The organism is Microbacterium trichothecenolyticum, assembly GCF_000956465.1.
Lineage (GTDB): Bacteria > Actinomycetota > Actinomycetes > Actinomycetales > Microbacteriaceae > Microbacterium > Microbacterium trichothecenolyticum.
On the sequence record NZ_JYJA01000041.1, the window covers coordinates 333,789 to 356,942 of the forward strand.

The following is a 23,154-nucleotide window of genomic DNA, read 5'->3' on the forward strand; positions in this document are numbered from 1 at the left end:
CTCAGTCACGTGTGAGCTTGCGGTACGCGGTGCGGTGCGGACGTGCCGCCTCCACGCCCAGGCGTTCGACCTTGTTGGCCTCGTACGCCTCGAAGTTCCCCTCGAACCAGTACCACTTGTCGGGGTCTTCGTCGGTGCCTTCGTACGCGAGGATGTGGGTCGCGATGCGGTCGAGGAACCACCGGTCGTGCGTGATGACCACGGCACACCCGGGGAACTCGAGCAGGGCGTTCTCAAGCGACTGCAGCGTCTCGACGTCGAGGTCGTTGGTCGGCTCGTCGAGGAGCAGCAGGTTGCCGCCCTCCTTGAGCGTGAGCGCGAGGTTGAGGCGGTTGCGCTCACCGCCGGAGAGCACTCCCGCCTTCTTCTGCTGGTCGGGACCCTTGAACCCGAACTTCGACACATAGGCGCGCGACGGGATCTCGGTCTTGCCGACCGTGATGATGTCGAGCCCGTCCGACACGACCTCCCACAGTGTCTTGTTCGGATCGATGCTGGCACGCGACTGGTCGACGTAGCTGATCTTGACCGTCTCGCCGACCTTGAGGTCGCCGCCGTCGAGGGGTTCGAGACCCACGATGGTCTTGAAAAGCGTCGTCTTTCCCACACCGTTCGGGCCGATGACGCCGACGATGCCGTTCGGCGGGAGCGTGAAGCTCAGCCCGTCGATGAGCGAGCGGCCGTCGAAGCCCTTCTGCAGCTTCTTCGCCTCGATCACGACGCTGCCCAGGCGCGGTCCGGGCGGAATCGTGATCTCCTCGAAGTCGAGCTTGCGGGTGCGGTCGGCCTCGGCCGCCATCTCCTCGTAGCGCGCGAGACGCGCCTTCGACTTGGCCTGGCGCCCCTTCTGGTTCGAGCGCACCCATTCGAGCTCCTCGGCGAGGCGCTTGGCGAGCTTGGCGTCCTTCTTGCCCTGGATGGCGAGGCGCTCCGACTTCTTCTCCAGGTAGGTCGAGTAGTTCCCCTCGTAGCCGATCAGACGCCCGCGGTCGACCTCGGCGATCCACTCCGCGACGTTGTCGAGGAAGTACCGGTCGTGGGTGATCGCGATCACGGCGCCGGGGTACTTCTGAAGGTGCTGCTCGAGCCAGAGCACGCTCTCTGCGTCGAGGTGGTTCGTGGGCTCGTCGAGCAGGAGCAGATCGGGCTTCTGCAGCAGGAGCTTGGTCAGGGCGACGCGCCGCTTCTCACCACCCGAGAGCGGGCCGATCTCGGCGTCGGCCGGCGGGGTGCGCAGCGCGTCCATCGCCTGTTCGAGCTGGGAGTCGAGGTCCCAGGCGTCAGCGGCGTCGATCTCCTCCTGGAGCACGCCCATCTCGGCGAGCAGGGCGTCGAAGTCGGCGTCGGGGTCGGCCATGAGGCCGGAGATCTCGTTGAACCGGTCGACCTTCGCCTTGATCGCGATGCCGTCCTGGATGTTCTCGAGGACCGTCTTGGTCTCGTCGAGCTCGGGCTCCTGCATCAGGATGCCGACCGTGAAACCCGGGCTGAGCTTTGCCTCACCGTTCGACGGCGTGTCGAGCCCGGCCATGATCTTCAGGATCGTCGACTTTCCCGCGCCGTTGGGACCGACCATGCCGATCTTCGCGCCGGGGAGGAACGCCATCGTGACGTCGTCGAGGATCAGCTTGTCGCCGACGGCCTTACGGGCGCGGACCATCGAGTAGATGTACTCAGCCATGCGGGTTTCTGCTCTCTTTGGACTTCAGACGTCAGCGTCCCAGCCTACCGGGCGACGCGACGAGCGGCGTGAGCCGACCCGCGTCCGAGCCGGTGCGGGTGGCGGTCGGGCCTCACCAGTCGATGGGCCGCGTCTGCCCGACGAGGCAGTTCCCCTCGGCGAGCACCGGGACCACGACGGTGACGGGATCTCCCGTCGCCGGGCCGACCTGGCCGACGAGGCACTGGTCGTTCCACCGCACAGAGAACTGGATGCTCTCGGCGGGATTGCCCACCGTCGAAAGGTCCTGCGTCACCTGCATCGCGGCCTTGTCGAACCCCGCCGCGGTGAGCGCATCGATATACGCCCGGCCCGTCACCCGGGCGTCCGTCGCCCACACCGCCGCGGTGACCGACGAGAACAGCGGGAGGTTGTCGTCAGCCGTCCCCTCCGGCACGAGCGTGGGCTCCGGCGGCGTCGTCGGCGAGGCGCTCGGGCTCGGGGCGCCGTCGGTCGTCGTCGTGGTCGGCTCCGGCTCGGGCTCCGGCTCACCAGGGCTGCACGCGGTGAGCGCGCCGACGAGCGCGAGTGCGGCGATCACCCGCATGGCGCGCAGTGAACGGACGTCGAAGCGAGCGCGGGGCGGGAGGTCTCGGGCCACGGGGAGAGTTTAGGGGCCGCCGGCCCCGCGCAAGCTGAACGCCTCAGAAGGGCGCGTCCGTGCCGCCCGTCGACGAGTCAGCGCCCGTCGCGACGGCGGCGAGCATCGGCCTCGCGGCCCCTTCGATCTCTTCACCTGCGGACGCGCCGTCGACCCCGGGGGTCGCCCACGCGTCGTCGCCGACCGGAGCCGGCCGGGCCCCGGCGGCATCGATCGTCGCGCCGTTGGCATCCTTCACGAACGTCGTCGTCCCCCAGAGCAGGTCGTGCCCGATCGCCTCGGCGTCGATCTCGATCGCCGTGCCACGGCGGGTGCCGTTGTCCCATTCGCGCAGCCGCAGGCGGCCGGTGAGGATCACCCGATCTCCCTTCTGCAACGACCGATACGCGTGGTCGGCCAGCGAGCGGAACACCGAGACGGTGTACCAGTTCGTCCCGGCGTCGGTCCACGCTTCCGCTGCGCGGTCGTAGCGTCGCTGGCCGCTCGCCACCCGGAAGGTGGCGATCGGCACCCCGGCCGGCGTGCGTTTCAACTCCGGAGGTGTCGCCACATTGCCGGTGATCGTGATGGTGTCGCCTCTGTCGCTCATCGCTCATCCTCTCTGTCTCCCGAGGACCCTCCTCGGTCCTGCCGGCGCCCCGTGCCCGAGGACGCCGGCAGTGCACTCAGCCTCCCCGCGCGCAAGCGCTCGGAGTGAGGCGGGCCGGCGATCTGTGGACAGCGACTTGGTTCGCGTCGCTGGGGAGGAAACGCCGGAGAAGCCCTCCCGCCAGGAATGTCGGCGGTCGTAGCTATGTTCGAACGCAGAGGAGGTACACCATGCCAGCTCTCGTTGAAACCCGCACATCGGGCCCGCCGACGCTCCAGACGCGGACCCGCTTGCGTCTCATCGCCGCGTCGCCGTCCCTCTGGCGGGTCGTGGAACCGGACGGGCGCGTGATCGGCCATCTCCAAGAGGTCGCGCAGGCGGGCGCCATCCGCTTCCGCGCGCGACGCTACAGCCCCGCAGCGCACGCCTTCCGCGATCTGGGCGATTTCTGGAGCGCCGACGACGCGGTCGAGTGTCTGGTGTTCGCCCGCTGAGACCGCGAGCCGGGGTGGGGTGGGGTGGGGCGCAGGCCCGCGTGTTCAGATGACCGCGCCGACCTGCTCCACCAGCGTCGACGGCGCACCGGCGCGCACCGACGACCAGGCGTCGGCGAGCACGTCTGCGGCGCGCACCATCTCCTCGGGCGGCGCAGTGAAAGGCACGCGGAGGTGTCGCTCGTGCCCGCCCTCAACGGAGAAGCGCGGCCCGGCGCTCAACAGCACCCCGCGTGCCCGCGCCTCGATGACCAGCGCGGAACTGAGCGGGGCGCCCAGTTCGATCCAGAGCGAGACGCCGCCATGCACTTCGGGCAGGTCCCACGAGGGCAGGCGCTGTTTCAGCGCCCGCACGAGCGCGTCCCGCCCCGATCGCAGCAGCTCTGAGCGTTGCACGACGACGTCCTCGAACTGCGAGAGCAGCCGGGTCGCGATCGCCTGCTCGAACTCGGGCGTGCCGAGGTCATGTGCGGGCCGCGCCGCGACGAGTCTGCGGATCAGATCGCCGTCGGCGCGCACCCACCCGAGCCGCAGCCCACCCCACACCGTCTTGCCCAGAGAGCCGATGCGCACGACCGTCCCGGGCTCCGACGCCGCGAAGCCTGCCGCGAGGGATCCGCGGTCGATGTCCAGATCCGCGGTGGTCTCATCGAGGACGAGCACCGATCCCGACCGCTCCCCCGCCGCGAGCATCGCCTCACGCTCGCCGACGCTCATGCTCCGGCCCGTGGGGTTCTGGAAGTCGGGCATCAGGTACGCCATCACGGGGAGGGTACGTGCAAAGGCCTGCTCGGCTCGATCGAGGTCCCAGCCCGCTTCGGTGGTCACGGGCACGCCCACGAGCCGGGCGCCGGCCCGGCGGAGAGCGTCGGCAGCGTGCGGATAGGTCGGCGTCTCGACCAGCACGCGGTCGCCCCGGCCGATGAGCACCGACGACACGAGATGTATCGCGCTCTGGGCGCCCGTCGTGACGAGCACCTCGTCAGGTCGCGTCGGCACCCCGCGTGCGGTGTAGCGGTCGGCGATGGCCTCACGCAGCTCGATGCGCCCGAGGACGTCGTAACCCACGCGCGACACCAGGGCGGACGCGGCGCCTGCCGTCTCGGCCATGATCCCGGCCAGGCCCGGCCATGCGGGCGGGCTGGCCTGCTGGAGATCGATCATCCCCTCAGCGGCGTCGGCGCGCCCGGGCTCCCTGCGCCCGAGAGGCAGCGTGACGCTGCCCGACCCGCGCAGGCTCGCGATGTGGGCGGTCTCCCGCAGGCTTCGATAGGCCGCCGCGACTGTGCTGCGGCTCAGGTGAAGGGCGGCCGCCAACTCGCGCTCGGCGGGCAGCGCGGTGCGAGGGGCGAGGCGGTTGTCCAGACAGAGCAGGCGGATGCCGTCGGCCAGTGCTTCGTACGCGGGCTCGCGAGTGCGCCAGCCGCCCAGGGCGGCCGCCAGGGCGCGCGCGGAGATGCGGGAGTCCATGAGGCCAGGGTACTCATATTGGACTGCATGCGTCGATCCAATTCTACGATTGGATGGACGCATGCCACGCCGAATCGCCCAGCTGCTCGTCGGCCTCTTCCTCTACGGAGCGGGCTGCGCCCTGACCGTCGAAGCCGGCCTCGGGGTCGACCCCTGGACGGTGTTCGCCCAGGGGCTCTCCGTCCGCACGGGGATCGGCATCGGCTGGATCACCAACATCGTCGGCTTCTTCGTGCTGCTGTTGTGGATTCCGCTCAGGCAGAAGCCGGGCGTCGGGACGATCGCCAACATCCTCCTGGTCGGCACCAGCATGCAGGTCGTCCTCGGGGTCGTTCCGCCGGTATCGGGCTTCGCCGCCCAGCTCGCGACACTGCTCGGCGGGATCGTCGTGGTCGCGGTCGCGTCGGGCCTCTACATCGGCGCACACTTCGGCCCTGGACCCCGGGACGGCCTCATGACGGGCATGAACGCCCGCCTCGGCTGGCCGATCTGGCTGTGCCGCGCACTCGTCGAGGTCTCGGTGCTCATCGTTGGATGGCTGCTGGGCGGCACGATCGGCATCGGCACGGTGCTCTTCGCCGTCCTCATCGGGCCGCTGGTGCACGTCGCACTGCCCCTGCTCGACACACGCAGAAAGCCGACGCGCGTCGCCGCCGAGCACTCGGCGTGACGCGCGTCAGCCCACGGCGCTCAGACGATCGCGTGCGCCGTGCGCATCAGTGCTCGCGGAACATGGGCCAGTCGCTGCCAGGCGTCATGTGCGAGTGAAGTGCGCTCTTCGCGATCTCCATCGTCGGGTATGTGCCCGTCGCTTCGCTTGCGCCGGCCATGGTGACCGTGTAGCCGCCGTCGTCCTTGCGGATGCTTCCGGCGACGCCGGATGCTCCGTAGGCGACCCAGAGCGGGTGGTGCGTCTCCGTGGTGCTCATCGGTGAACTCCTTTCGATGCGTCCGGTCCTGACGCTACGCCGAGAGAACGTGATGCGCCAGCGTCCGCGACGGCGTGGTGCGACCCGGTAGTGTGGAAGACCCATCCCTCCGTAGCTCAGGGGACAGAGCGAGCGGTTTCTACCCGCCAGGTCGGGGGTTCGAATCCTCCCGGAGGGGCGAACGGGGCTGGCGTGGGAGTCGGCACCCGAGTCCAGGCCCGTGGGATGTCTGGACTTGCGACAAGGATGGAGCACATGGTGGGTGCATCCGAGAACGACCGTCTGGTGTGGATCGACTGCGAGATGACCGGGCTCGACCTGGGCGTGGACGAACTGGTGGAGATCGCTGTGGTCATCACCGATTTCGAGCTGCGCACGCTCGATCCAGGCTTCTCCGTCGTGATCAGACCCGACGACTCGGCGCTGGCGAACATGAACGAGTTCGTCACCAATATGCACCGCAGTTCCGGGTTGCTCGACGAGATCCCGCAGGGCGTCAGCCTGGCGGACGCGGAGTTCCAGGTCCTCGAGTACATCCAGCGATTCGTCCCGCTCGAGGGGAAGGCACCTCTCGCCGGGAACACGATCGGCACCGACCGCATGTTCCTCGCAAAGTACATGCCGCGGGTGGACCGCTGGCTGCACTACCGCAACGTCGACGTGTCGAGCATCAAGGAGCTTTCGCGCCGCTGGTACCCGCGCGCGTACATCCACGCACCCGCGAAGGACGGCGGTCACCGCGCCTTGGCCGACATCCTCGAGTCGATCCGCGAGCTCGCCTACTACCGCCAGGCGGTGTTCGTTCCGGAGCCCGGTCCGACGAGCGACGGCGCGCGCGCGGCGGCTGCTGCCGTCGTGTCGTCGTTTGCTCCGGAGGTGTGAGAGAATCGTCTGGTTGCCCGCGCGAGCGGGAGACATGGTGGGTATAGCTCAGTTGGTAGAGCACCTGGTTGTGGTCCAGGGGGTCGCGGGTTCAAGTCCCGTTACTCACCCCATGTATATCCTTGAAAAATCAAGGGTGATTCCGGCTCTGAAAGCTCTTTGCCTACATCTCGCCTACATCGGAAGGTTCTGCACCGCATAGATCACGCACCGTCAGCCCAGTCATAGGGCGGAAAGTGAGTGACCAATGGCGAGTGTTACCGAGCGCATTTCGGAGCGGACAGGAGCCGTCTCCTACCGTGTGCAGTTCCGCGTCCGCGGAGCGATGAAGCAGGAGACATTCGAAGATCCCGTCGGCGCATACGAGTTCGGCGACCTGGTCGACCAGATCGGCGGCGAGGCCGCGCGGATGGTGCTCGAACGCCGGCGCGCATCGCTCGAGGCGACGCCGACCCTGCGCGAGTTCACGGCGACGTATCTCGACAAGAAGTCGGGCATCCTCACCGGCATTGAGGACGGCACGCGCAAGGGCTACGAGCGCGCGGCCGAGCTGTCGTTCCTGCGCATCCTCGGCGCGCTCCCGATCGACGCGATCGACCGGCAGGACGTGGGCCGGTGGCTCGCGTGGCAGGAAGAGCAGCCGTCGACGCGCAGCTCGACCGGCAAGGTGTCGGCCAAGACCGTGAAGAACTACCACGGCCTGCTGTCGTCTATCCTGAAGGCCGCCGTCGCGCAGAAGCTCCGCGACGACAACCCGGCTTTCAAGATGCGGCTCAGCCAGGGCGTGAAGCGCGAGGCGGTGTTCCTCTCCCCCGCCGAGTTCCGCACCCTGCTCCACTTCATCCGGGACTACTACAAGCCGTTCGTGCTGTTCCTCGCCGGCACCGGCCTCCGGTGGGGCGAGGCGACGGCGCTGCACTGGCGGGACGTGAACCTGTGGGCGGCGACGCCGACGGTGCGCGTCGTGCAGGCGTGGAAGAAGTCGGGCGGTGGCGGGCCGGTGCTCGCGCACCCGAAGTCGTCGAAGGCGCGACGCACTGTGTCGATGCACCAGGGCCTCGCGACCGCGCTCGGACAGCCGGGAAACGGCGACGAGCTCGTCTTCCCCGGGAAGCTGTCGGGCAACCACCTCTGGTACGCACGGTTCTCCCGGTCGACGTGGAACCCTGCCGTCGAGAAGGCGATGGACAAGGAGCTCTGCGCGTCGCTTGGCTTGACACCTCTCACCCGTCGCCCCACTCCACACGACCTGCGGCACACGCACGCGTCGTGGCTCATCGCCGCCGGCCAGCCGCTCCCGTACATTCAGGCGCGGCTCGGGCACGAGAAGATCACGACGACGGTCGACGTGTACGGCCACCTCGTGCCGGACGCGCACGAGCGCCTGGCGTTCGCGATCGAGCAGACCCTTGACGGCGCGGTCGGCCAGACCGCGATCGCCGCGCCCGAGCCTGAGCACAGCGAGTACGTGATCGAAGAGGACGACATGATCGACGCCGAGGTCGTCGAGGCTCTGCCGCCCCTCGCGATCGAGCCCGCGAAGCGCACGCTCCCGCACGAGGACCGCGACGCGAAGGTCCGGTCGATGCGCGGCCAGGGCATGACGATGCGCGCGATCGCCGACCGCATGGGGATGAGCACCCGCACCATTCAGGCTGTGCTCCGCGATGCCGTGGAGGTGACGTCGTGAAGCGGCCGTGGTGGCGCGACCCGTTCGTGCTCATCGTGCTCGGGCTCAACGCGCTGGTGATCGCCGCCGCGGTGTTGATCGGTGTCGCGGGAGGTGCCCAGTGAGCGCGCGCATCAATCCGGACTCGCCTGTCGTCGCGGTCGTCGCGGTCGTCGCGACCGCCGGGCTCGCGATCACGTCGTTCCTGCTCTCGTACGCGGGGCTCGGCGCGGCGGCCGAGTGGGCTCACGTGTCGGGGTGGCTCGCGTGGGCGGTGCCGGTGACGATCGACGGCTCGATCCTCGTCTACACGCTGGCGGCGTTCGTGTTCCGGCACCGCGGCGAGTCGGCGCGGCTCGCGTGGGCGTCGCTGGCGACGTTCGCGTCGCTGTCGGTGATCGCGAACGGCGTGCACGCGTGGGACGACGCGCCCGAGGCGCTGCGGACCGGGATCGGGGTGGTCGTCGCCGGCCTGGCGCCGATCGCGGTGCTCATCACGACGCACACGCTGATGCGACTGGTCATCGCGCCGCCGGCGGTGGATGCCGTGCCGGCCGAGGCCGCGCCCTCCGTGGAAGCTGTCGAGGGGTCGCCAAGTCCACTCGAGAGCAGCCAGGGCGAGCCGTCCGAGTTCATGGTCGCGATGCAGGCGTTCCACCTCGCGCACGCCGCCCGCGAGGTGCCCGCGGTCGGCGTCGACGAGCGCAACCACCGCATCCGGGAACTCCGCGCGGAGGGCAAGCCACTGTCGGCGATCGCGGACGAGGTCGGCGTCTCGAAGTCGACGGTGTCGCGCGTGCTGAACCCACCAGGTGCGGATGCCGAACCCGAGGTAGATGAGCACCCGATGCTCGTCGCGGTCTGAGCCCGGGACACGACAAAGCGGCCCCTCCGAGCCCATCGCGAGGATGAGCCCGGAGGGGCCTGGGAGACGAATCAGTGAGTGGCGAAAGGTATTGATGTGACAGGTGTGGTTACGTCGCCGAAACGGCGGTGCAGTACTCTCCCCCACGTGACGAATAGCGTGCGGCGTCCCGAGTTCCCCTATCTCGACGGTCTGCGGGGTGCCTCAGCGATGCTCGTGGTGGCCTACCACGCGTTCCTCTTCACGGGCCACACAGGCGACGCCGCCGAGGCGATGCCGCTGTGGGAACTCGTCATCGGAATGGGCTACATCGGCGTCGCCGTGTTCATCGTCCTCTCGGGGTACGTGCTGATGCTCCCCGTGACGATGACGCCCGACCTCACGTTCCGAGGCGGGATGGGGAGGTTCTTCAAGCGCCGCGCGCGCCGCATCCTCCCGCCCTACTACGCGGCGCTGCTGTTCGGACTGCTGCTGATCTTCCTGGTCCCGGTGATGAGCCAGCCGGCGGACACCGCGTGGGACTCGAAGCTTCCCGTCACGATCGGTGGGCTCGTCTCGCACCTCCTGCTCGTACAGGACTTCTCCCCGGAGTGGATTTTCCAGATCAACGGTCCGCTGTGGAGCGTCGCGGTGGAGTGGCAAATCTACTTCGTCATGGCTCTGGCCCTGCTCCCGCTCTGGCGGCGCATCCCGGCCCCCGCGATCGTCTCCGTGCTCCTGGTCGTCACCGTCGCGTCCGACTTCCTCAACATCGGCGCGTTCATCCATCCGTGGTTCGTCGCGCTGTTCGCGTGCGGCATGTGGGCGGCGCAACTCACATTCTCCGTCCGCGCACCGAAGCGGCTCGGGCTTCTCGTGCTCGCGACGGCCGCCGTGTCGGTCGCGCTCATGCTCGGCACGAAGGTGGTCGGGCTCCCGACGACGGCGATCGCCGAGACGACGGCCGGGATCACGGTGGCGCTCGCGCTCGTCTGGCTCGGCCGCCGCGAGGTCGCCGGACGCCCGGCGGCGATAAGCCGGTTCTTCCGGGCCCGTCCGATGATGTTCCTTGGGCTCATCTCGTACAGCGTGTACCTCTTCCACAGCCCGATCCTGGCGCTCGGGAATCTCCTGCTGCTCCCGCTCGGGCTACCTACCGTCGTGCAGTACCTCGTGATGACGTTCGCGTGCATCCCAGTCGCCGTGTTCGTGTCCTGGCTGATGTTCCTGCTTGTCGAGCGGCACTTCCTCAACACGCGTCAGAAGCACGCCACGACCGAGCTCGCCGAGCAGCGGCCCGCGACGCACACTGAGGACGCGGCCGCGCCGAGCGAGACGAGCGACACGCGCGCCTGAAACACAGAAACAGCCCCGGCCGGCACCGAAGTGCCAGCCGGGGCTGTTTGCTTGCTCAGATCGACGCGGACCAGTTCAGCGCGACGTTCCCGACGCCGGCCGGACGAGCCGCCGCGTACGTGACGGTGATGTTCGTCGCATCGCTCGTCACGTAGAAGTCGGCCGCGGCATCCGCCGATCCCGGCGTGACCGTCACCGTGCGCGGGGCGCGTGACAGGCTATGCGGGATCGTGAACGTCGTGCCGCCACCGTTCTGCGCGACCCGACCTTCCCAGCGCGCGTAGCGACGGGTCGCCGCCTCGAGCACCGGGTTCGATCCTGAGAAGTACGGGAGCTGCGGAGGCGTGCCGAGGACGTGCGTCGCCATGTAGCGGGTCACGTTCGGCCCGAACTCCCACGCGGAGGTCGACTGGAACGTCCCCGAGTAGTCGAGGAACGCGGTCCAGACGTTGCCGGCGGTGTTGTCGCCGATCGACGAGTTCCCCGAGAAGATGACCTCGTTGATGTTTCCGCCGACCCCCGACGAGTCGCCGACTACGCGCACCAGCGGGAAAGTCCCGTCGGTGTCGTAATTGAACGTGTTCTGCCCGAGGTACTTCAGCCCGCGGATCGTGCCCCCGGTCTTCACTTCCAGGTGCAGCTCGGGGCCGTGCACGCCTTCGAGGATGCAGTCGGTGATGGACACGTTGTGGATGTTCCCCGTGCCGGCATCGAGCACCACGAGGCCCTGAGCGGGCTTGCCGATGCCGTTCGCGCCGGCCCACGTGTGGATGCGGGAGATCATCACGTCGTTCACGTTGCCCGCGAGACGGATCGCCGCTCCCGTGGGGCCCATCTCACGGAGCTCCCAATCGAACACCTTGTGGTCGAAGTAGGAGTCGATGAAGACGCAGTCGCCGATGTCGTTCTGTGCGACGACGCCCTTGCCCACCATGTACGAGTTCTGCCCGGCGAAGTGCACGCCGTTCACCGCGCCCCAGTAGACCTGACACGAGTCGATGAAGTTCCGTCGCGCCGCCGTCCGTACGACCGTGTTCGCGAGGTTCCGACCGTCGAGCGAGAGCCCGTAGATCGAACCGCCCGGAACACCCGGAGCGACGGACCCGCCACCACCGGTCACCCCGAGCTGCACCAGCCGGTCCATAGCCGCCGTCGCGCGGATCACCGATCCGAACCGGGGCGGCGACGACGTTGCGGGTGTCGTCCATCCCGCGTTCGGCTGCGAGTAGTCGAAGCCCTCGCCAACGATCTTCGCGCCGCCGGGCACGTGCGCCGTGACGCCCGCGATACCGATGACCCCAGCGGGGATCAGAAGCTCGCCACCACGCGCCGAGAGAAGCGCCATAGCGGCATTCCATTGGGCCGTCTGGTCGGTGAGGCTTGCGAGCGACGGGTTCTCGATGATGCCGCCGATGCGGTCATCGGTCCAGCGCAGCGCTCCCTCGGAGATCGAGATGGGCGCGTATCGCTCGTCGGCGTCGTCTCGGGTGATGCCGGCGATGCCGCTCGCGGGCGTGAACGTCGCCGCCTCGATGAGCGCAGCGATGCGGGCGTGCCCGGCGACGGTGTACCCAGTCCCGGAGGCAACCATGTGCGTCCCCGGCACCCACGAAGAGTCCGCCTGGGTGTCGATGACCTTCACATGCGGGAACGCTGCGAGCACGCCGGCGGCGATCGTGTTGCCCTCGTCGATCCGAGCGTTCGATCCCGAGGTCGCGCCGGGAACGGCCGTGTAGTCGTTGAGGTAGGGGTTCTTGATGAACACGATGAGCGGGGGTGCCTCAGCCTGCACCAGCATCCCGTCTATCGTGAGCGACGTCGCGCCGGCGGTGCGGGTGAACCGGATGACGTGACCTCGGGCGGTGGGCGGCACACGCCAGGCGATCGGACCGGACACGCCTGCGGGGAGCGTCGCGCCGGTGCTGATCGTCTCGAGCAGCGCATCGCCGGCGGTGTGGTCGGTGACAGCGATCGTCGCGCCCGTGGCGTTGTTCGAGCCGCCGTACAAGATGTACGAGTCCTTGCCTGCCGGGGTCTGGACGTCGACGTACGCGCCGACCGACGACGTGTACTTGTTGTTGCCGGCCGACCAGTTCCCGTCGGCCGAGGTGCTGGACCACGCGCCCGAGTAGGTGAACGCGCCGTCGGTCTCTTCGACGCGCGTCTCAGCGCTCAACAGTGCGAGCATCGTCCGGAGCGAGCGCTGGAACTGTGCCGAGCGGCCTGTCGGCCAATCGACGTGTCCCTGGTCGTAGAAGCCCATCCGGAGCACGACCATGTCGAACGAGTGCGGCGCGAACGGAACCGTGCGGACTGCGGAACGCACAAACGAGGTGCTGCCGGTGACGCCGTCGATCCGCTTGTTCGCGTCCGCGGTTCCCGGCCAGCCGGTGAGGCTGTGAGCACCGCCAAGGATCGCGCCGAAGTGCGGCGAAACGGTCGAGTTGTCGCCGTAGGTGAGCAGGGAACCGCCCGTCGGAATCTGCGACTCGCCCGCGTCCGCGCTGATGCGGAGGTAGGTGTCGGAAGCCGCCTCAACGGTGAGCACATCGAGCCCCACCAGCGCAGCATCGACCATCGATGGGACGGTCGCCGCCACCGCGGCCGCGACAGCCGCCGGGACGCCGGCTGCGGCGAGCTCGGCCTGCTCGCGGGCGATCACCGCGGCGTCGCGCGCTGCGATCGCCGCCGGCGTCACGTCGCCCGTAGGCCCCTTGATCGTCGAAACCAGAACCTTAGGCATATTCGTACCTCCATACGTCGCCGGAAACTGCGTCATACCCCCAGTCGCCGTTGACGGCGGTGGAGGGGAAATCGAGACCGCCGGTGAGATCCCACCAGTACGGCCCCGCGGTGCCGGCACCGTTGCCGCGGTTGAACAAGAGTTCGGTGTACGTCATCGACGACTCGTCGGGCGCAATGACCGTGAACCTGTCGATCGCGTCGCCGTCGAGGTCTTGTTCGATCGAGTAGGCGACGCCGTCAGGCGTCGGCGGCAACTGCCACGGTGATCCGTCGCGCGTCGGCACACCGGCGACGACGGCAACTGTGGCAAGTGCCGTCGTGACGAGGCCAGTCGAAGTGTCGAACGGGCGGCTCGCGCGGACGCGGAGCCAACCGTTCGCGGGCTTCCCCGACGAATCGAGGATCAGTCCTGAGATCAGGGGCATGGTCACTTCCCTCTTGTGGATTCGCTTACGGACCTCGCGAGGTGCCGCAGTTGGTCGCGCAGCCAGGTGCGCTTGGTGGACGGCACCGGGTAGCCGGAGACGACGCGCTCGGGAGCGCATTCGATCGTCACGGAGCCGGTCTTGTCGAACTGGATGCCGACGATGCGGACGCGGTTCCGACCCTTGGGGAGCCGGGGGTTCTCGCCGACGTTGATCGTGGCGTAGTCCCCCGGCCAGTACGTTCCGAGCCTCGGCACCTTGTCGCGCCGCGCGATGAGCGTGATCGTCTCGACGTGAGCCGAGCCGCGCACGACCTCTTCGTTCGCGTACGCCTGCAGCGTGCTGGACTGGACGACGCTCGATCGGCTCGTCACCGACTCGAGCAGCGGGAACCCAGCTTCCGTGAGTTCGTCGCGTTCGGCGACGGCTTCGATGCGGACCTGGTCGGGGCTGTACGGGACGACCTCGGAGCCTTCGGTGAGGCTGAACGCATCCCAGCGGATTTGACCGCCGGTACGCCCGTGGTACGCGCGGATGAACGCGTCCGACGTGTTGTCGGGGAGCGTGAACGTCACGGCGACGCGCAGTGCCGACCCGACGACGTTCGGCACCTGAGGCGACGTGACGATCGTCCACGGTGCCGTCGCGCCGGTGCGGTAATGCACGACGAGAGCACGTTCGCGGGGTGCGTGGGACACGACGCCGCCCGAGAGCGTTTCCTTCACGTTGCCTGTCGCTGAGAACACGTAGGTCTTACCCGACTCCATGCCGAGCCGCACCGATCCGACGTCGCCGCCGATCGACACGTAAGAGTCGGTGCTGGACGGCGAGTAGAGGTTGATGCTCTGCACGCCGTGGGCGGCCCAGGAACGATCCTGCTTGTCGAGCGTGCAGTTCCCCGCGGCAAACGCGGTCGCGTCCGATTCGGCAGACGAGTCCTGGATCATGTTCCGGAACGTCGCGCCGACCTCGAAGTCGCGGGAGGTCAGCTGGCTACCGTCTCTGTCAAGCGACACGACACGCGCGTGAGCGTCCGGAACCGACACGTCCCAGTAGTGGTCGTCGCCGGCCTGGGTGAGCTCAGGGGCACCGGTGAGCAGTTCCCACCGGATGCCGCGCCGGTCGTCGCGGAACTTGGGCCGCAGCGCGAACTCGGGACCGCCCTCGACCTGCGAGAGTTCGCGAAGCGCCTCGGCGACGAACTTGAGGTCCGCGCCAGGGTACTCGCGCTCGTGATCGCCGAGGAAGTCCGGCTCGAAGTCGATCGGCAGGCCAGCGCCCGCATGGGCGATCGCCTGCTGCACGATCCGCTTCATGATCGTGCGAAGCGACAGCCCGGACCATCTCGAGGTCACGTCGCGCGGAAGCTGGCCGGCGGCGAGCACGGGGAGGATCACACGGTGGTCGAAGTACGACAGCAGCCCGTTCGCGACGATGCGGTCGCTCTTCGGGAACGTGAACGGGTCGCCCCAGATCGGGCCCGCTTCGACGATGACGTCGCCGTCACGGTTGCCCGGGGTCGTGCGCTCCACCCAAGCGAGCCAGTCGCGGCCCGGGACGAGCAGGTTCGGGAGGTCGACTCGGGTCTTCGTGACCGGGTCGACCATTGGGAGGTTCAGGTCGATGTCGAGCGAGCCGTCGTTGTTCAGCGGGAGCTCGAACGAGCCGCTGGACGCGGGAACGGCGCGGACGGTGATATCGCCCGCGCCGATCCCGCCACCGGCTACCAGACGCCCCCCGACGAGATAGCCGGCCATTCGGTCAGCCCTTCGCGTTCAGAGCGCGGTACTGACGGCGCGTGAGGTACGCACCCGTCTCGGCGTCGACCGGCACGGTCTGCACGTTCGCGATCGACAGCACGGACGACAGGATCGTGACCGCGGCCGTCGCGACGCCGACGGCGTGCGATGCCTCACCGGTGCCCCAGAGGTTGAACGCGACACCGGCGGCTCCCGCGGCGGTCGCCGCGCTGTACACGAGCCCACGGCCGACGGTGTTCAGCCACTTCGCGGCATCCGACGCGCGGAGCAGCGTGAGGCCGAGCGCGCCCTGCGCGAGCACGAGCGCCGATCCCGCCGCGGCGAGCAGCGACGTCGACTGCGTCTCGCTGAGCCAGCCGACGGTGACGCCGAGCGCGCCGATCGCCGCGAGCGTGCCGTGCACGGCGGCGCGGCGTCCGTCGGTGAGCCACGCACGCGCCTTCTCGAGTCCCGCCTTCAGGCGGTCACGGAGTTTCGTCATCAGTGGGTTCCTTCTTTCGGTGGTAGGTCGGCCAGGGCGGGATGTCTTCGACTCGGATGCACGGCGCTTCGTACGCGAGCCGCCTCAGGTGCGATGCGTGCTCTTCCGCGAGACGACGCTTGTACGCCTCGTCGTCGGCCACGGAGCGCACGCGGTCGATCTCTCGCCGTTGGCGCGCGGGACGGCCGGTGACGGCCTTCCAGAGTGCGGATGCGAGCTTCGGGACGATCACGGTCGCGCCGACGGCACTCAAGACCGCGGCGATCGTGCGGACGGACTCGTCCAACGGCGTCACCCCCGGGGCTCGAAGTCGTGTCCTCGGATCAGCGCCAGGCGAAGCACGAAGAGCAGGGCGGCGATCGCGAGCATCCCGAGCTGCGTGAGGCGGCTCCCGGGGCTGGCGATGTGGAGGGTGACGAGGACGATCGTGTAGATGCCGATGCCGAACATGCAGGCGGCGACTGCGTATCGCTCGACCTCCCACCACCCCTGCAGGACGGTGGCCGCGCCGGCGAGCCCGCCGATGATCCAGAAGAGCGACCACGCGACCGACAGAGTCGGCCCGAGAGCCCCTTCGATGGTCACCGGCGGGTCCGTCAGCGTGACGACGCCCGTTGTGAGGGTCACGATGTAGCCGGCGAGGAACAGAACGCGGATGAACCGCGGCTCCTTGATTCGGCCCCACATCGTGCGGGCGAGGCGGATCACGACCAGGGCAGTGCGAACTTGACGATCGCCCAGACGAGGTACTTCGCCGTCTCGAAGCCGGCGACGCCGTCGACGCCGAGCGCCGGGTAGCCGTTGCCGCGCGACGCGGTCTGCTCGTGGCGGACCGCAGCCTGCGTCTTCGCGCCGTCTTCGCCGTCGACGGTGAGGCCGTGGCCGAGCTCGTTGAGAAGCCGCTGGATCAGCGCGACCCACGGCTTCCCGTAGCGCATCCGGGCGGGCTGTCCGGCGACGTTCTCGGGCTTCGCGCGGAAGCGGAGGAACGCCCAGAGCAGGTAGACGAGCGTCTCCTGGCCGCCGATGCCGTCGACCTTGATCGTGCCGTAGCCGTTCGCCTTCGCGGCGGTCTGCTCGTGCGCGACGGATGCCTGCGTCTTCGCGCCGTCCTCGCCGTCGCGTCCCGGGGCGTGCCCGAACGCGATGAGCAAGTCCTGCAGGAAGAGCACCCAGCCGGCCCCGTACAGCTTGCGGGCGGGGAACGCCTCGCCGGCGGTCGACGGAAGCGCCTGGCCGACGGTGCGTCCGCCGAGGACTCCGAGCGGGTCGACGGCGGTGCCCGACGGGAACCAGTACGCCTCGAGGTGGAGGTGCGGGCCGGTGGAGTCCGCGCCGAGCGAGCCGACGTCGCCGAGGAACGTGCCCTCTTCGACGCGTGCGTTCACTGCGATCGGGAACGTCACGTCGGAGTGGTAGTAGACGAGGTCGAGCCCGTTCGAGTACGCGACCGTGCAGAAGTTCCCGCCGAGCGAGGACTTCCCCTTGCGGCGCACGAACCCGGTGCCGGATGCCCTGATGTCGGAGCCCCGCGGCACGCCGAAGTCGAGCCCGAGGTGCTTGCGCCCGTTGGGGCGCGGGTCACCGAATCGGCCGCCGATGGTGCTCGCGGCGAAAGGGAGAGGGAGCATGGTGCTGTTCCTTTCATGACGAAGCCCCCGGCGATCGCCGGGGGCTATGGGGTGTGCGGACGGTCAGCGGACCCTGCGCCACGTGCCGTCGACCTTGCGCCAACGGATGCTCCGCCGCCACACGCCGCTGATCTTGCGCCAGCGGATCAAGTCGCGGTATGAACCGCCGGTCTTGATGCGACCGTTCGGGAGAGTGCGCAGCGAGAACGTGGCCGACCACCCGGACCAGCCGACGCCGTACGCGTCCGACTTGATGCGCACGTAGTAGTCGAGGCCCGGAAGCAGGAGCGGGCCGGGGCCTGCGCCAAGCCCGTTTCCCTGAGGGTTCGTGTACGAATTCGGGCCGTTGCCGGGCGCACCTGTGCCGTCCTGCCAGACGAGAGCGCTACCCGCGGCACCCGGAACGCCGAGCCACCATTCTGCGATGTCGGCGGTGATCGCCGCACCGTGCGTCGCCCCACGGTTGTAGTCGACGCCGAACGACTGGTGCGTCAGAGTTCCCGCCCGCAAGCGGAGGTTGTTCGGCGCATCCGGTGGCGATGCAGGCGGGGTGGGGTTCTCCCGCGTGAACGTCATCGTGTGGGTCGTCGGACCGCCGAGGCCGGACGTGCCCGTGTAGTTCAGGGTGAACGACACCGTCTGCGTGCCGTAGTTCGCCGTCCACGCGCCGAACAGGATGCCGGGCGCACCTTTCGATCCTGTCGGCCATGCGGTCGACCCACCGACACCGACGCCGTTGACAACGCCGGACCAGCCCAACCCGCCCGAGTTCGTCGTCGAGTAGCCGCCGTAAACGTAGAAGCGGACCGTCGTTCCGTCGAAGTCGATTCGCATCTGGCCGGCCGCGCCGGTCGCTCTGTCCGAGTAGACCATGCTGTCCCCTTAGAGAATCTGGTCGTAGGTGTCGCCGTCTTCGCCGAGCGCGTTCGACGGCGCGCCGGTCCCGAACAGGAACCCCAGGTTGCTGCGCGCGCCAGCCTTCGTCGTGGCCGCGGTCCCCCCCTGAGAGATCCCGACGGTGCCGCCGAAGTTCAGGCCGGTGGTCGGCGCGATGTTCGTGAACGGGAGTCCACCTGACGTGTTGGACGCGTCGGCCGCGAGCTGCTTCCGGGCGAGTTCCACCGCGCCGTCGGGCAGGGTCGGAGCGATCGGGCTCGAGGCGGGCGTGCCAATGGCGACGTCGACGACGAAATCGACCTCGATCGAACTGCCGTCGAGCGCGGGGTCGGGCTGCCGGCAGTAGATGATGTCGATGCGAGGGTTGATGCCGTCGCTCGGGTTGGTGTCGATCGAGTCCCCCTGCGGGAGCCCGACGATGTACGCGCCACCGGTCGCCGCTCGCGTGATGACGATTCCGCCCGCGGACACGTGATAGCGCATCGCGCCGGGGTCGCCGCTCACCACGAGGTGGTCCGAGCCGAGGCGGCCCGTTTCGGCGACGCCCGGCGACGACTGCTTGAAGAGTACGGCGAGCGCTCGTCGGAAGCCGACTGCTGTCGTTCCGTCCAGGTCGTCGTTGAGGTCGATTGCGAGGCCAGCTGCAGTAGTGACCATCACCACCACGCTCCTTCCGGGTAGTCGATGATGAGGCGCGCGCCGAGGCGCGGGTTGTCCGGCGTGAACCGGTAGCCACGGGTCTGGCCGCCGTCAACTGGTGCCCACCCGGCCTCTGTCAAGTTGATGGACACGTCGGCTCCGTCGAGTGATGCGCGCCCTCCTGTGAACGGGGAGAGCGTGAGGGTCTGCCCGGCGGCTACAGCGCCCTCGTAGGTGATGACGTAGTCCTCGGATCGGATCGTGAAACCGTCCAGCGGCCCGGTCACTTTGAACGACGGGAGGTAGTCCGCCGTGCCCGGGTTGTAGAGCCGGAAGACACCCGGGAAGTCGACGCCGCCCCGCTCGCCGAAGTTGATCGAGCCATCCACGGTCGGGAAGAACATGCCGCCCTTGGGCTGCAACACGGCGTCGACGGTGCGTGTGAGAGTGCGGCCGTACTTCCGCGGGTCCGCAGCCCACACGGTGAACCCGATGTCGGTGAGGCGCAGGTCACGGCGATTCGGCCGGACACGCACCTTCCCCCGGACCTTCGCGTTTCGAAGCGACAGCCACCGGCCGGCGTGGAACACGCGGAACCCGAGGTCGAGCTTCTTCGCCAGCCCGGTCGCCCAGGTGCGCACGTCGAGCTCAGCCCACTCAGGGGACGACGCATCCGCCAGGAGCGACACCGGGAACCGTCGCGGCCCCAGCGTCACCTCCGTCGGGTCATACGCGCCGTCCCCATCGGGGGCGGACTCTTCGTCGAACTCCGTCTCAGCGGAGTCCCACCACTCGTCGAGGCCGTTCTCTGCGATCCACAGCTTGCCGTTGCGACCACCGTCTGCACGGCGACCGCCGACGTCGAGCATCAGAACGCCCATCGAAGTTCCTCCACGAGAGTGTCGCGCTGCTCCTGCGGGGTCTCCCCCGGAAGCAGCGGCATGGTGACGTTGACGGTGTTCCCGCCGGCGGCGAGGCCGGCCGGGTTGCCCTCGGCGTCGGTGGTGAACGGGAGACGGGTCGAGCGCGCGACGTTCATGCTCGTCGCCAGGCCCGCGCTGATGCCGGTGCCGAGCGACGTGCCGAACTCGCCGCGGATCTCGTCGGCCATGCTCGAGACGCGCGACTTCACCCGGCCGAAGCCGGCGTTGAGGCCGCGTTCGAGGCCGCCCATGATCCACCGACCGGCCGGAACGAGAAGCTGCCGGTCGTACGACGCGGGGCCCTTGTTGGCCTTGATCCAGCCGGCGATACCGCCGATGAAGGACTGCACGCCGGTGTACGCCGTCCGCAGTCCCGAGAGGAAGCCGCTCATGATCGACGTACCGGCACCCATGATGAGGTTGAACGGGTTCGGGAACGCGCCGGTGATCTTGCCCTTCACGGTTCCCATGACGGTTTCGACGCCGCCGACCTGACCGTCTGCGCCCGTCTTGAATCCGGCGATCGTCTGTCCACCGTGGCTCTTGAGCCATTCGCCCGAACCCGCGGCTCCGCGCTCGACTGCGCCCTTCGCGCCACGCACCGACGTTTCGACGTTCGGCATCCCGAGCGTGATGCCCTGCGCGAGCCCGCGGGAGAACCCGCCACCGCCCGCGCCGCCTGCCGCCTCGATCTCGATGCCTAGCAGGCGCAGGTTCTCAGCGACCTTCGTCTTCACCTCGGGTGGCAGGTCCGAGCCGAGGAACTGCTTCCACATCTCGTTTCCGGCCGCCGGGCCCTTCAACGTGAACTCGGTGTTGAGCGCCGCGGTCATGCGCGAGACGGCGTCGGCCGAAGACTCACCGGCACCCATCATCAGGGAGTCGATGTACTTGCTGCCGTGCTTGGTGCCGGTGTCGGCCCAGAACGCGTCCCAGTCCTCAGCCCACTTGAAGAGGTCACCCGTCCAGCCACCGTCGCCGATGATGTCCTTCGTGATCTCGTTCAGCTTCTTGTCGTCCCAGATCCACGACCAGTCCTCCATCGCCTTGCCGGCGACGGAAGGGATCTCCCAGAGCGCGGTCGCGAGGTTCGCGAGCGGCTTGATCGCGGCCGCCAGACCGTCCATCGCGGCGACGAGATTCGGCGACAGGCCCGAAGCCAGGTCGGCCATTTTCGGGCCGATGTCCTCGAGAGCGTCGGCGAGGGTCTGGAAGATCGATGTGGTCGCGGGGCCCATCGCGGCGACGAAGTCGTTGATCGGCGGGGCCATGTCGCGTACGAACGAATCGACCGCGCCGGTCAGGGACGGCAGGACACGGTCGATCGAGCCCGTCAGGGAGTCGAGCCCAGGCGTCAGCGCTGCGACCGCGCCGACCGCCGTCGGAAGCACGGTCTGAGCGAGGTTGCCGATGAGTCCGAGCAGGCCACCGAAGGTGTCGGCGAGCGGCTGCAGCGAGGGACCGATCCGCTCGAGCGCGGCGATGAGTCCCGCCGACAGCCCGTCGAGCCCTGCGGCGACCGCCGGGCTGTTCAGCGCGTTCGCGATGCCTTCGACGAGCCCGCCGACGAACATGCCGGACGACCCGATGAAGCGCTCGAACGATCCGTCGAGGTCGGCGAAGAGCCGACCGACGGCCTTGATGCCGTCCCCGAACGCCTCCATCGCGACCGCCGAGCCGCGGAAGATCGCGGTGAGGCCGCGCTGGAAGTCGGCACCCTTGACGGTGCGCTCCCACGCCTGCATCATGTCGGCGAACCCGGCGAGCCCGCCTGACCCGGCGGCATCCGCCGCACGCCACAGCCCCTCGAAGACGCCCGCGACGCCGGTCGTGGCGTCCCAGAGGTCGTACATCGACGAGATCGCGCCTTCCATCCACGTGTCGAGGCGACCGTCGGTGGCGATGCTGGTGAGGAACGCGTCGAACGTGTTCGCCTGACGCACGAACCAGCCGGCAAGGCGCGGCGTGTACTTCGCGGCGATCTGCGAGAGCGACACGATCGCGCCGGCAAAGCCGTCCGCGCCCGTGCCGAGCACACGCCACCCGTCAGCGATGCCAGCGAAGATCGACTCGAGCCGGCCGTTGGCGAGCTCGGTGCCGAACGCCTTCGCGAGCGCGCCGGTGAAGTCGCCGACGCCTTCCGAGAGGTTCCGGAACGAGGTCTGCAACTGCGGCATGAGCCCGTTGACGAGGTCGAGGATCGGCTGGCGTGCCCGATCCCAGTAGGTCGTGTTGATGATGTCGCCGAGTTCGCGCATCCCGTCGGCGAGCGGCGCGAGTTCGGTGCCCGCGTTCCGCCAGGCGACGATGAGGGCGCTGATCGATCCGATCGCGTTGATGAGCAGGCCGGGCAGGACGAGCAGCGCCGGCGTGATCGAGAACAGCCCTTGACCGATCCCGACGAGTCCCGACACGGCCCCAGCGACGGCGGCGAGGCCGGTCGTGATGCCGGTGGTCCAGCTGAGGATGCTCGGGAGCGACTTGTCGAGGTTCTTGACGAAGTCGAGCATGTCTTCGGCCCACGTACCGGCGAGGCGCAGACCCGAGAGCGCCGCGAACGCCGTCGCGGTCTTCACGAGAGCGCCTTCGTTCGCGTGCGCGAAGAACTGCACGATCCGGTCGCGCGCGGTGTAGCGGAACTGTGCCGCCGCGGCGGCCGTCTGCGCGTTCGCGTGAATCTTCACGTCGTTGCGGCTGGCCTGGTTGACCATGCGCTCGACGGACCGCTTGAACTCTTCGGGGTTGCGGATCTCGGCGGCGATGCCGACCTTGACGGCCTCCCACTTGTCGAACTCGGTCTGGATCGACTTGCGAAGCTCGACCTTCTTGAGCTTCGCCTGCGAGACGGTGACCGTCGCGTTGAAGTCGTGAGCGTCGAGGTTAATCATGTGCAACTGGCGCTGCATGTCCTCGCGGATTTTCGCCCGGTCGAGGTTGACCTTGTCGACGGTGATCGCGCCTCGGAACTTCTTCGCGAAGTCGTCGAGCTGCTTGCGGAGCAGCTTGTTGAAGTCGCGGGTGTCAGGGAGGACGCGGATGGAGACGCGGCCGATGTTCCGGCCCGGGTTCATGCTTGACGCCATGCGCGTCCCCCCTGTT

At 68.6% G+C, this 23,154-nt stretch carries 22 protein-coding genes and 2 tRNA genes; 8 read left to right on the forward strand and 16 right to left on the reverse strand.

Annotated elements, in window-relative coordinates:
• Position 1 precedes the first annotated feature (1 nt).
• The 3 genes from ettA to RS82_RS20275 all read right to left on the reverse strand — a co-directional run bounded on the left by ettA (position 2) and on the right by RS82_RS20275 (position 2,910).
• Positions 2–1,681 carry an energy-dependent translational throttle protein EttA gene (gene ettA / locus RS82_RS20265; RefSeq protein WP_045302803.1) on the reverse strand — a complete coding sequence of 560 codons (1,680 nt, stop codon included), beginning with the start codon at positions 1,679–1,681 and terminating at the stop codon, positions 2–4.
• Between the two features lie 112 nt (positions 1,682–1,793).
• Positions 1,794–2,321, reverse strand: coding sequence for a DUF6993 domain-containing protein (locus RS82_RS21710; protein WP_245619672.1), 528 nt, complete (start codon positions 2,319–2,321; stop codon positions 1,794–1,796).
• A gap of 43 nt (positions 2,322–2,364) precedes the next feature.
• The gene (locus RS82_RS20275; protein ID WP_084695785.1) at positions 2,365–2,910 is read right to left on the reverse strand and encodes a single-stranded DNA-binding protein; all 546 of its coding nucleotides are present in this window, start codon (positions 2,908–2,910) and stop codon (positions 2,365–2,367) included.
• 230 nt (positions 2,911–3,140) lie between these two features.
• Between RS82_RS20275 and RS82_RS20280 the strand changes: the two genes are divergently transcribed.
• Positions 3,141–3,404 (forward strand): hypothetical protein, encoded by a 264-nt coding sequence (locus tag RS82_RS20280; RefSeq protein WP_045302807.1) that lies wholly within the window; start codon positions 3,141–3,143, stop codon positions 3,402–3,404.
• A 45-nt stretch (positions 3,405–3,449) separates the two neighbouring features.
• Here RS82_RS20280 and yczR read toward each other — a convergent pair whose 3' ends face one another.
• Entirely contained in the window at positions 3,450–4,874 is a 1,425-nt protein-coding gene (gene yczR / locus RS82_RS20285) for a MocR-like transcription factor YczR (protein ID WP_045302809.1), read from the reverse strand.
• Positions 4,875–4,935: 61 nt separating this feature from the next.
• Between yczR and yczE the strand changes: the two genes are divergently transcribed.
• Entirely contained in the window at positions 4,936–5,544 is a 609-nt protein-coding gene (yczE, locus tag RS82_RS20290) for a membrane protein YczE (protein WP_045302811.1), read from the forward strand.
• Positions 5,545–5,590: 46 nt separating this feature from the next.
• Here the strand turns inward: yczE and RS82_RS20295 are convergent, their stop codons facing one another.
• On the reverse strand, positions 5,591–5,803 hold the full coding sequence (locus tag RS82_RS20295) for a hypothetical protein (protein WP_045302813.1): 213 nt from the start codon (positions 5,801–5,803) through the stop codon (positions 5,591–5,593).
• Positions 5,804–5,908: 105 nt separating this feature from the next.
• On the opposite strand from RS82_RS20295, the gene RS82_RS20300 reads away from it, so the two are divergent.
• From RS82_RS20300 to RS82_RS20325, 6 genes are all read left to right on the forward strand, one after another.
• Positions 5,909–5,981, forward strand: a tRNA-Arg gene (locus RS82_RS20300).
• 77 nt (positions 5,982–6,058) lie between these two features.
• A complete protein-coding gene (gene orn / locus RS82_RS20305) occupies positions 6,059–6,685 on the forward strand; it encodes an oligoribonuclease (RefSeq protein ID WP_045302815.1) in 627 nt (208 codons plus the stop codon).
• Positions 6,686–6,722: 37 nt separating this feature from the next.
• A tRNA-His gene (locus RS82_RS20310) sits at positions 6,723–6,798 on the forward strand.
• Between the two features lie 212 nt (positions 6,799–7,010).
• Positions 7,011–8,375 (forward strand): tyrosine-type recombinase/integrase, encoded by a 1,365-nt coding sequence (locus RS82_RS20860; RefSeq protein ID WP_169748729.1) that lies wholly within the window; start codon positions 7,011–7,013, stop codon positions 8,373–8,375.
• Between the two features lie 100 nt (positions 8,376–8,475).
• Positions 8,476–9,219 (forward strand): DUF2637 domain-containing protein, encoded by a 744-nt coding sequence (locus tag RS82_RS20865; protein WP_052676950.1) that lies wholly within the window; start codon positions 8,476–8,478, stop codon positions 9,217–9,219.
• 147 nt (positions 9,220–9,366) lie between these two features.
• Entirely contained in the window at positions 9,367–10,554 is a 1,188-nt protein-coding gene (locus tag RS82_RS20325; RefSeq protein WP_245619673.1) for an acyltransferase family protein, read from the forward strand.
• A 55-nt stretch (positions 10,555–10,609) separates the two neighbouring features.
• Here the strand turns inward: RS82_RS20325 and RS82_RS20330 are convergent, their stop codons facing one another.
• The 11 genes from RS82_RS20330 to RS82_RS20380 form a co-directional block, all read right to left on the reverse strand.
• Entirely contained in the window at positions 10,610–13,297 is a 2,688-nt protein-coding gene (locus RS82_RS20330) for a hypothetical protein (protein ID WP_157005698.1), read from the reverse strand.
• Entirely contained in the window at positions 13,290–13,724 is a 435-nt protein-coding gene (locus RS82_RS20335) for a hypothetical protein (RefSeq protein WP_045302818.1), read from the reverse strand. The genes RS82_RS20330 and RS82_RS20335 overlap by 8 nt, the downstream gene beginning before the upstream one ends.
• Before the next feature lie 2 nt (positions 13,725–13,726).
• Positions 13,727–15,481, reverse strand: a complete 1,755-nt coding sequence (locus tag RS82_RS20340) for a hypothetical protein (protein WP_045302821.1) — start codon at positions 15,479–15,481, stop codon at positions 13,727–13,729.
• 4 nt (positions 15,482–15,485) lie between these two features.
• Positions 15,486–15,965, reverse strand: coding sequence for a hypothetical protein (locus RS82_RS20345; RefSeq protein ID WP_045302823.1), 480 nt, complete (start codon positions 15,963–15,965; stop codon positions 15,486–15,488).
• The gene (locus tag RS82_RS20350) at positions 15,949–16,251 is read right to left on the reverse strand and encodes a hypothetical protein (protein WP_157005700.1); all 303 of its coding nucleotides are present in this window, start codon (positions 16,249–16,251) and stop codon (positions 15,949–15,951) included. The genes RS82_RS20345 and RS82_RS20350 overlap by 17 nt, the downstream gene beginning before the upstream one ends.
• A gap of 5 nt (positions 16,252–16,256) precedes the next feature.
• Positions 16,257–16,673 carry a hypothetical protein gene (locus RS82_RS20355; protein WP_045302826.1) on the reverse strand — a complete coding sequence of 139 codons (417 nt, stop codon included), beginning with the start codon at positions 16,671–16,673 and terminating at the stop codon, positions 16,257–16,259.
• The gene (locus RS82_RS20360) at positions 16,670–17,596 is read right to left on the reverse strand and encodes a peptidoglycan DD-metalloendopeptidase family protein (protein WP_045302828.1); all 927 of its coding nucleotides are present in this window, start codon (positions 17,594–17,596) and stop codon (positions 16,670–16,672) included. The genes RS82_RS20355 and RS82_RS20360 overlap by 4 nt, the downstream gene beginning before the upstream one ends.
• 63 nt (positions 17,597–17,659) lie before the next feature.
• Positions 17,660–18,469, reverse strand: a complete 810-nt coding sequence (locus tag RS82_RS20365; RefSeq protein WP_045302830.1) for a hypothetical protein — start codon at positions 18,467–18,469, stop codon at positions 17,660–17,662.
• Between the two features lie 9 nt (positions 18,470–18,478).
• Positions 18,479–19,150: a hypothetical protein gene (locus RS82_RS20370; RefSeq protein WP_045302832.1), complete on the reverse strand. Its 672-nt coding sequence runs from the start codon at positions 19,148–19,150 to the stop codon at positions 18,479–18,481.
• A complete protein-coding gene (locus RS82_RS20375) occupies positions 19,150–20,013 on the reverse strand; it encodes a hypothetical protein (RefSeq protein ID WP_045302834.1) in 864 nt (287 codons plus the stop codon). The genes RS82_RS20370 and RS82_RS20375 overlap by 1 nt, the downstream gene beginning before the upstream one ends.
• Positions 20,001–23,138, reverse strand: coding sequence for a phage tail family protein (locus RS82_RS20380; protein ID WP_211255978.1), 3,138 nt, complete (start codon positions 23,136–23,138; stop codon positions 20,001–20,003). The genes RS82_RS20375 and RS82_RS20380 overlap by 13 nt, the downstream gene beginning before the upstream one ends.
• Positions 23,139–23,154: the final 16 nt, after the last annotated feature.

Bases quoted from the DNA above. Each gene is read 5' to 3' on its own strand.
- RS82_RS20375 (WP_045302834.1), bottom strand. From the start codon at position 20,013: ATGGGCGTTCTGATGCTCGACGTCGGCGGTCGCCGTGCAGACGGTGGT.
- RS82_RS20330 (WP_157005698.1), bottom strand. From the start codon at position 13,297: ATGCCTAAGGTTCTGGTTTCGACGATCAAGGGGCCTACGGGCGACGTG.
- RS82_RS20345 (WP_045302823.1), bottom strand. From the start codon at position 15,965: ATGACGAAACTCCGTGACCGCCTGAAGGCGGGACTCGAGAAGGCGCGT.
- RS82_RS20275 (WP_084695785.1), bottom strand. From the start codon at position 2,910: ATGAGCGACAGAGGCGACACCATCACGATCACCGGCAATGTGGCGACA.
- orn (WP_045302815.1), top strand. From the start codon at position 6,059: ATGGTGGGTGCATCCGAGAACGACCGTCTGGTGTGGATCGACTGCGAG.
- RS82_RS20335 (WP_045302818.1), bottom strand. From the start codon at position 13,724: ATGCCCCTGATCTCAGGACTGATCCTCGATTCGTCGGGGAAGCCCGCG.
- yczE (WP_045302811.1), top strand. From the start codon at position 4,936: ATGCCACGCCGAATCGCCCAGCTGCTCGTCGGCCTCTTCCTCTACGGA.
- RS82_RS20380 (WP_211255978.1), bottom strand. From the start codon at position 23,138: ATGGCGTCAAGCATGAACCCGGGCCGGAACATCGGCCGCGTCTCCATC.
- RS82_RS20360 (WP_045302828.1), bottom strand. From the start codon at position 17,596: ATGCTCCCTCTCCCTTTCGCCGCGAGCACCATCGGCGGCCGATTCGGT.
- RS82_RS20365 (WP_045302830.1), bottom strand. From the start codon at position 18,469: ATGGTCTACTCGGACAGAGCGACCGGCGCGGCCGGCCAGATGCGAATC.
- RS82_RS20370 (WP_045302832.1), bottom strand. From the start codon at position 19,150: ATGGTCACTACTGCAGCTGGCCTCGCAATCGACCTCAACGACGACCTG.
- RS82_RS20280 (WP_045302807.1), top strand. From the start codon at position 3,141: ATGCCAGCTCTCGTTGAAACCCGCACATCGGGCCCGCCGACGCTCCAG.
- yczR (WP_045302809.1), bottom strand. From the start codon at position 4,874: ATGGACTCCCGCATCTCCGCGCGCGCCCTGGCGGCCGCCCTGGGCGGC.
- ettA (WP_045302803.1), bottom strand. From the start codon at position 1,681: ATGGCTGAGTACATCTACTCGATGGTCCGCGCCCGTAAGGCCGTCGGC.
- RS82_RS20295 (WP_045302813.1), bottom strand. From the start codon at position 5,803: ATGAGCACCACGGAGACGCACCACCCGCTCTGGGTCGCCTACGGAGCA.
- RS82_RS20860 (WP_169748729.1), top strand. From the start codon at position 7,011: ATGAAGCAGGAGACATTCGAAGATCCCGTCGGCGCATACGAGTTCGGC.
- RS82_RS20340 (WP_045302821.1), bottom strand. From the start codon at position 15,481: ATGGCCGGCTATCTCGTCGGGGGGCGTCTGGTAGCCGGTGGCGGGATC.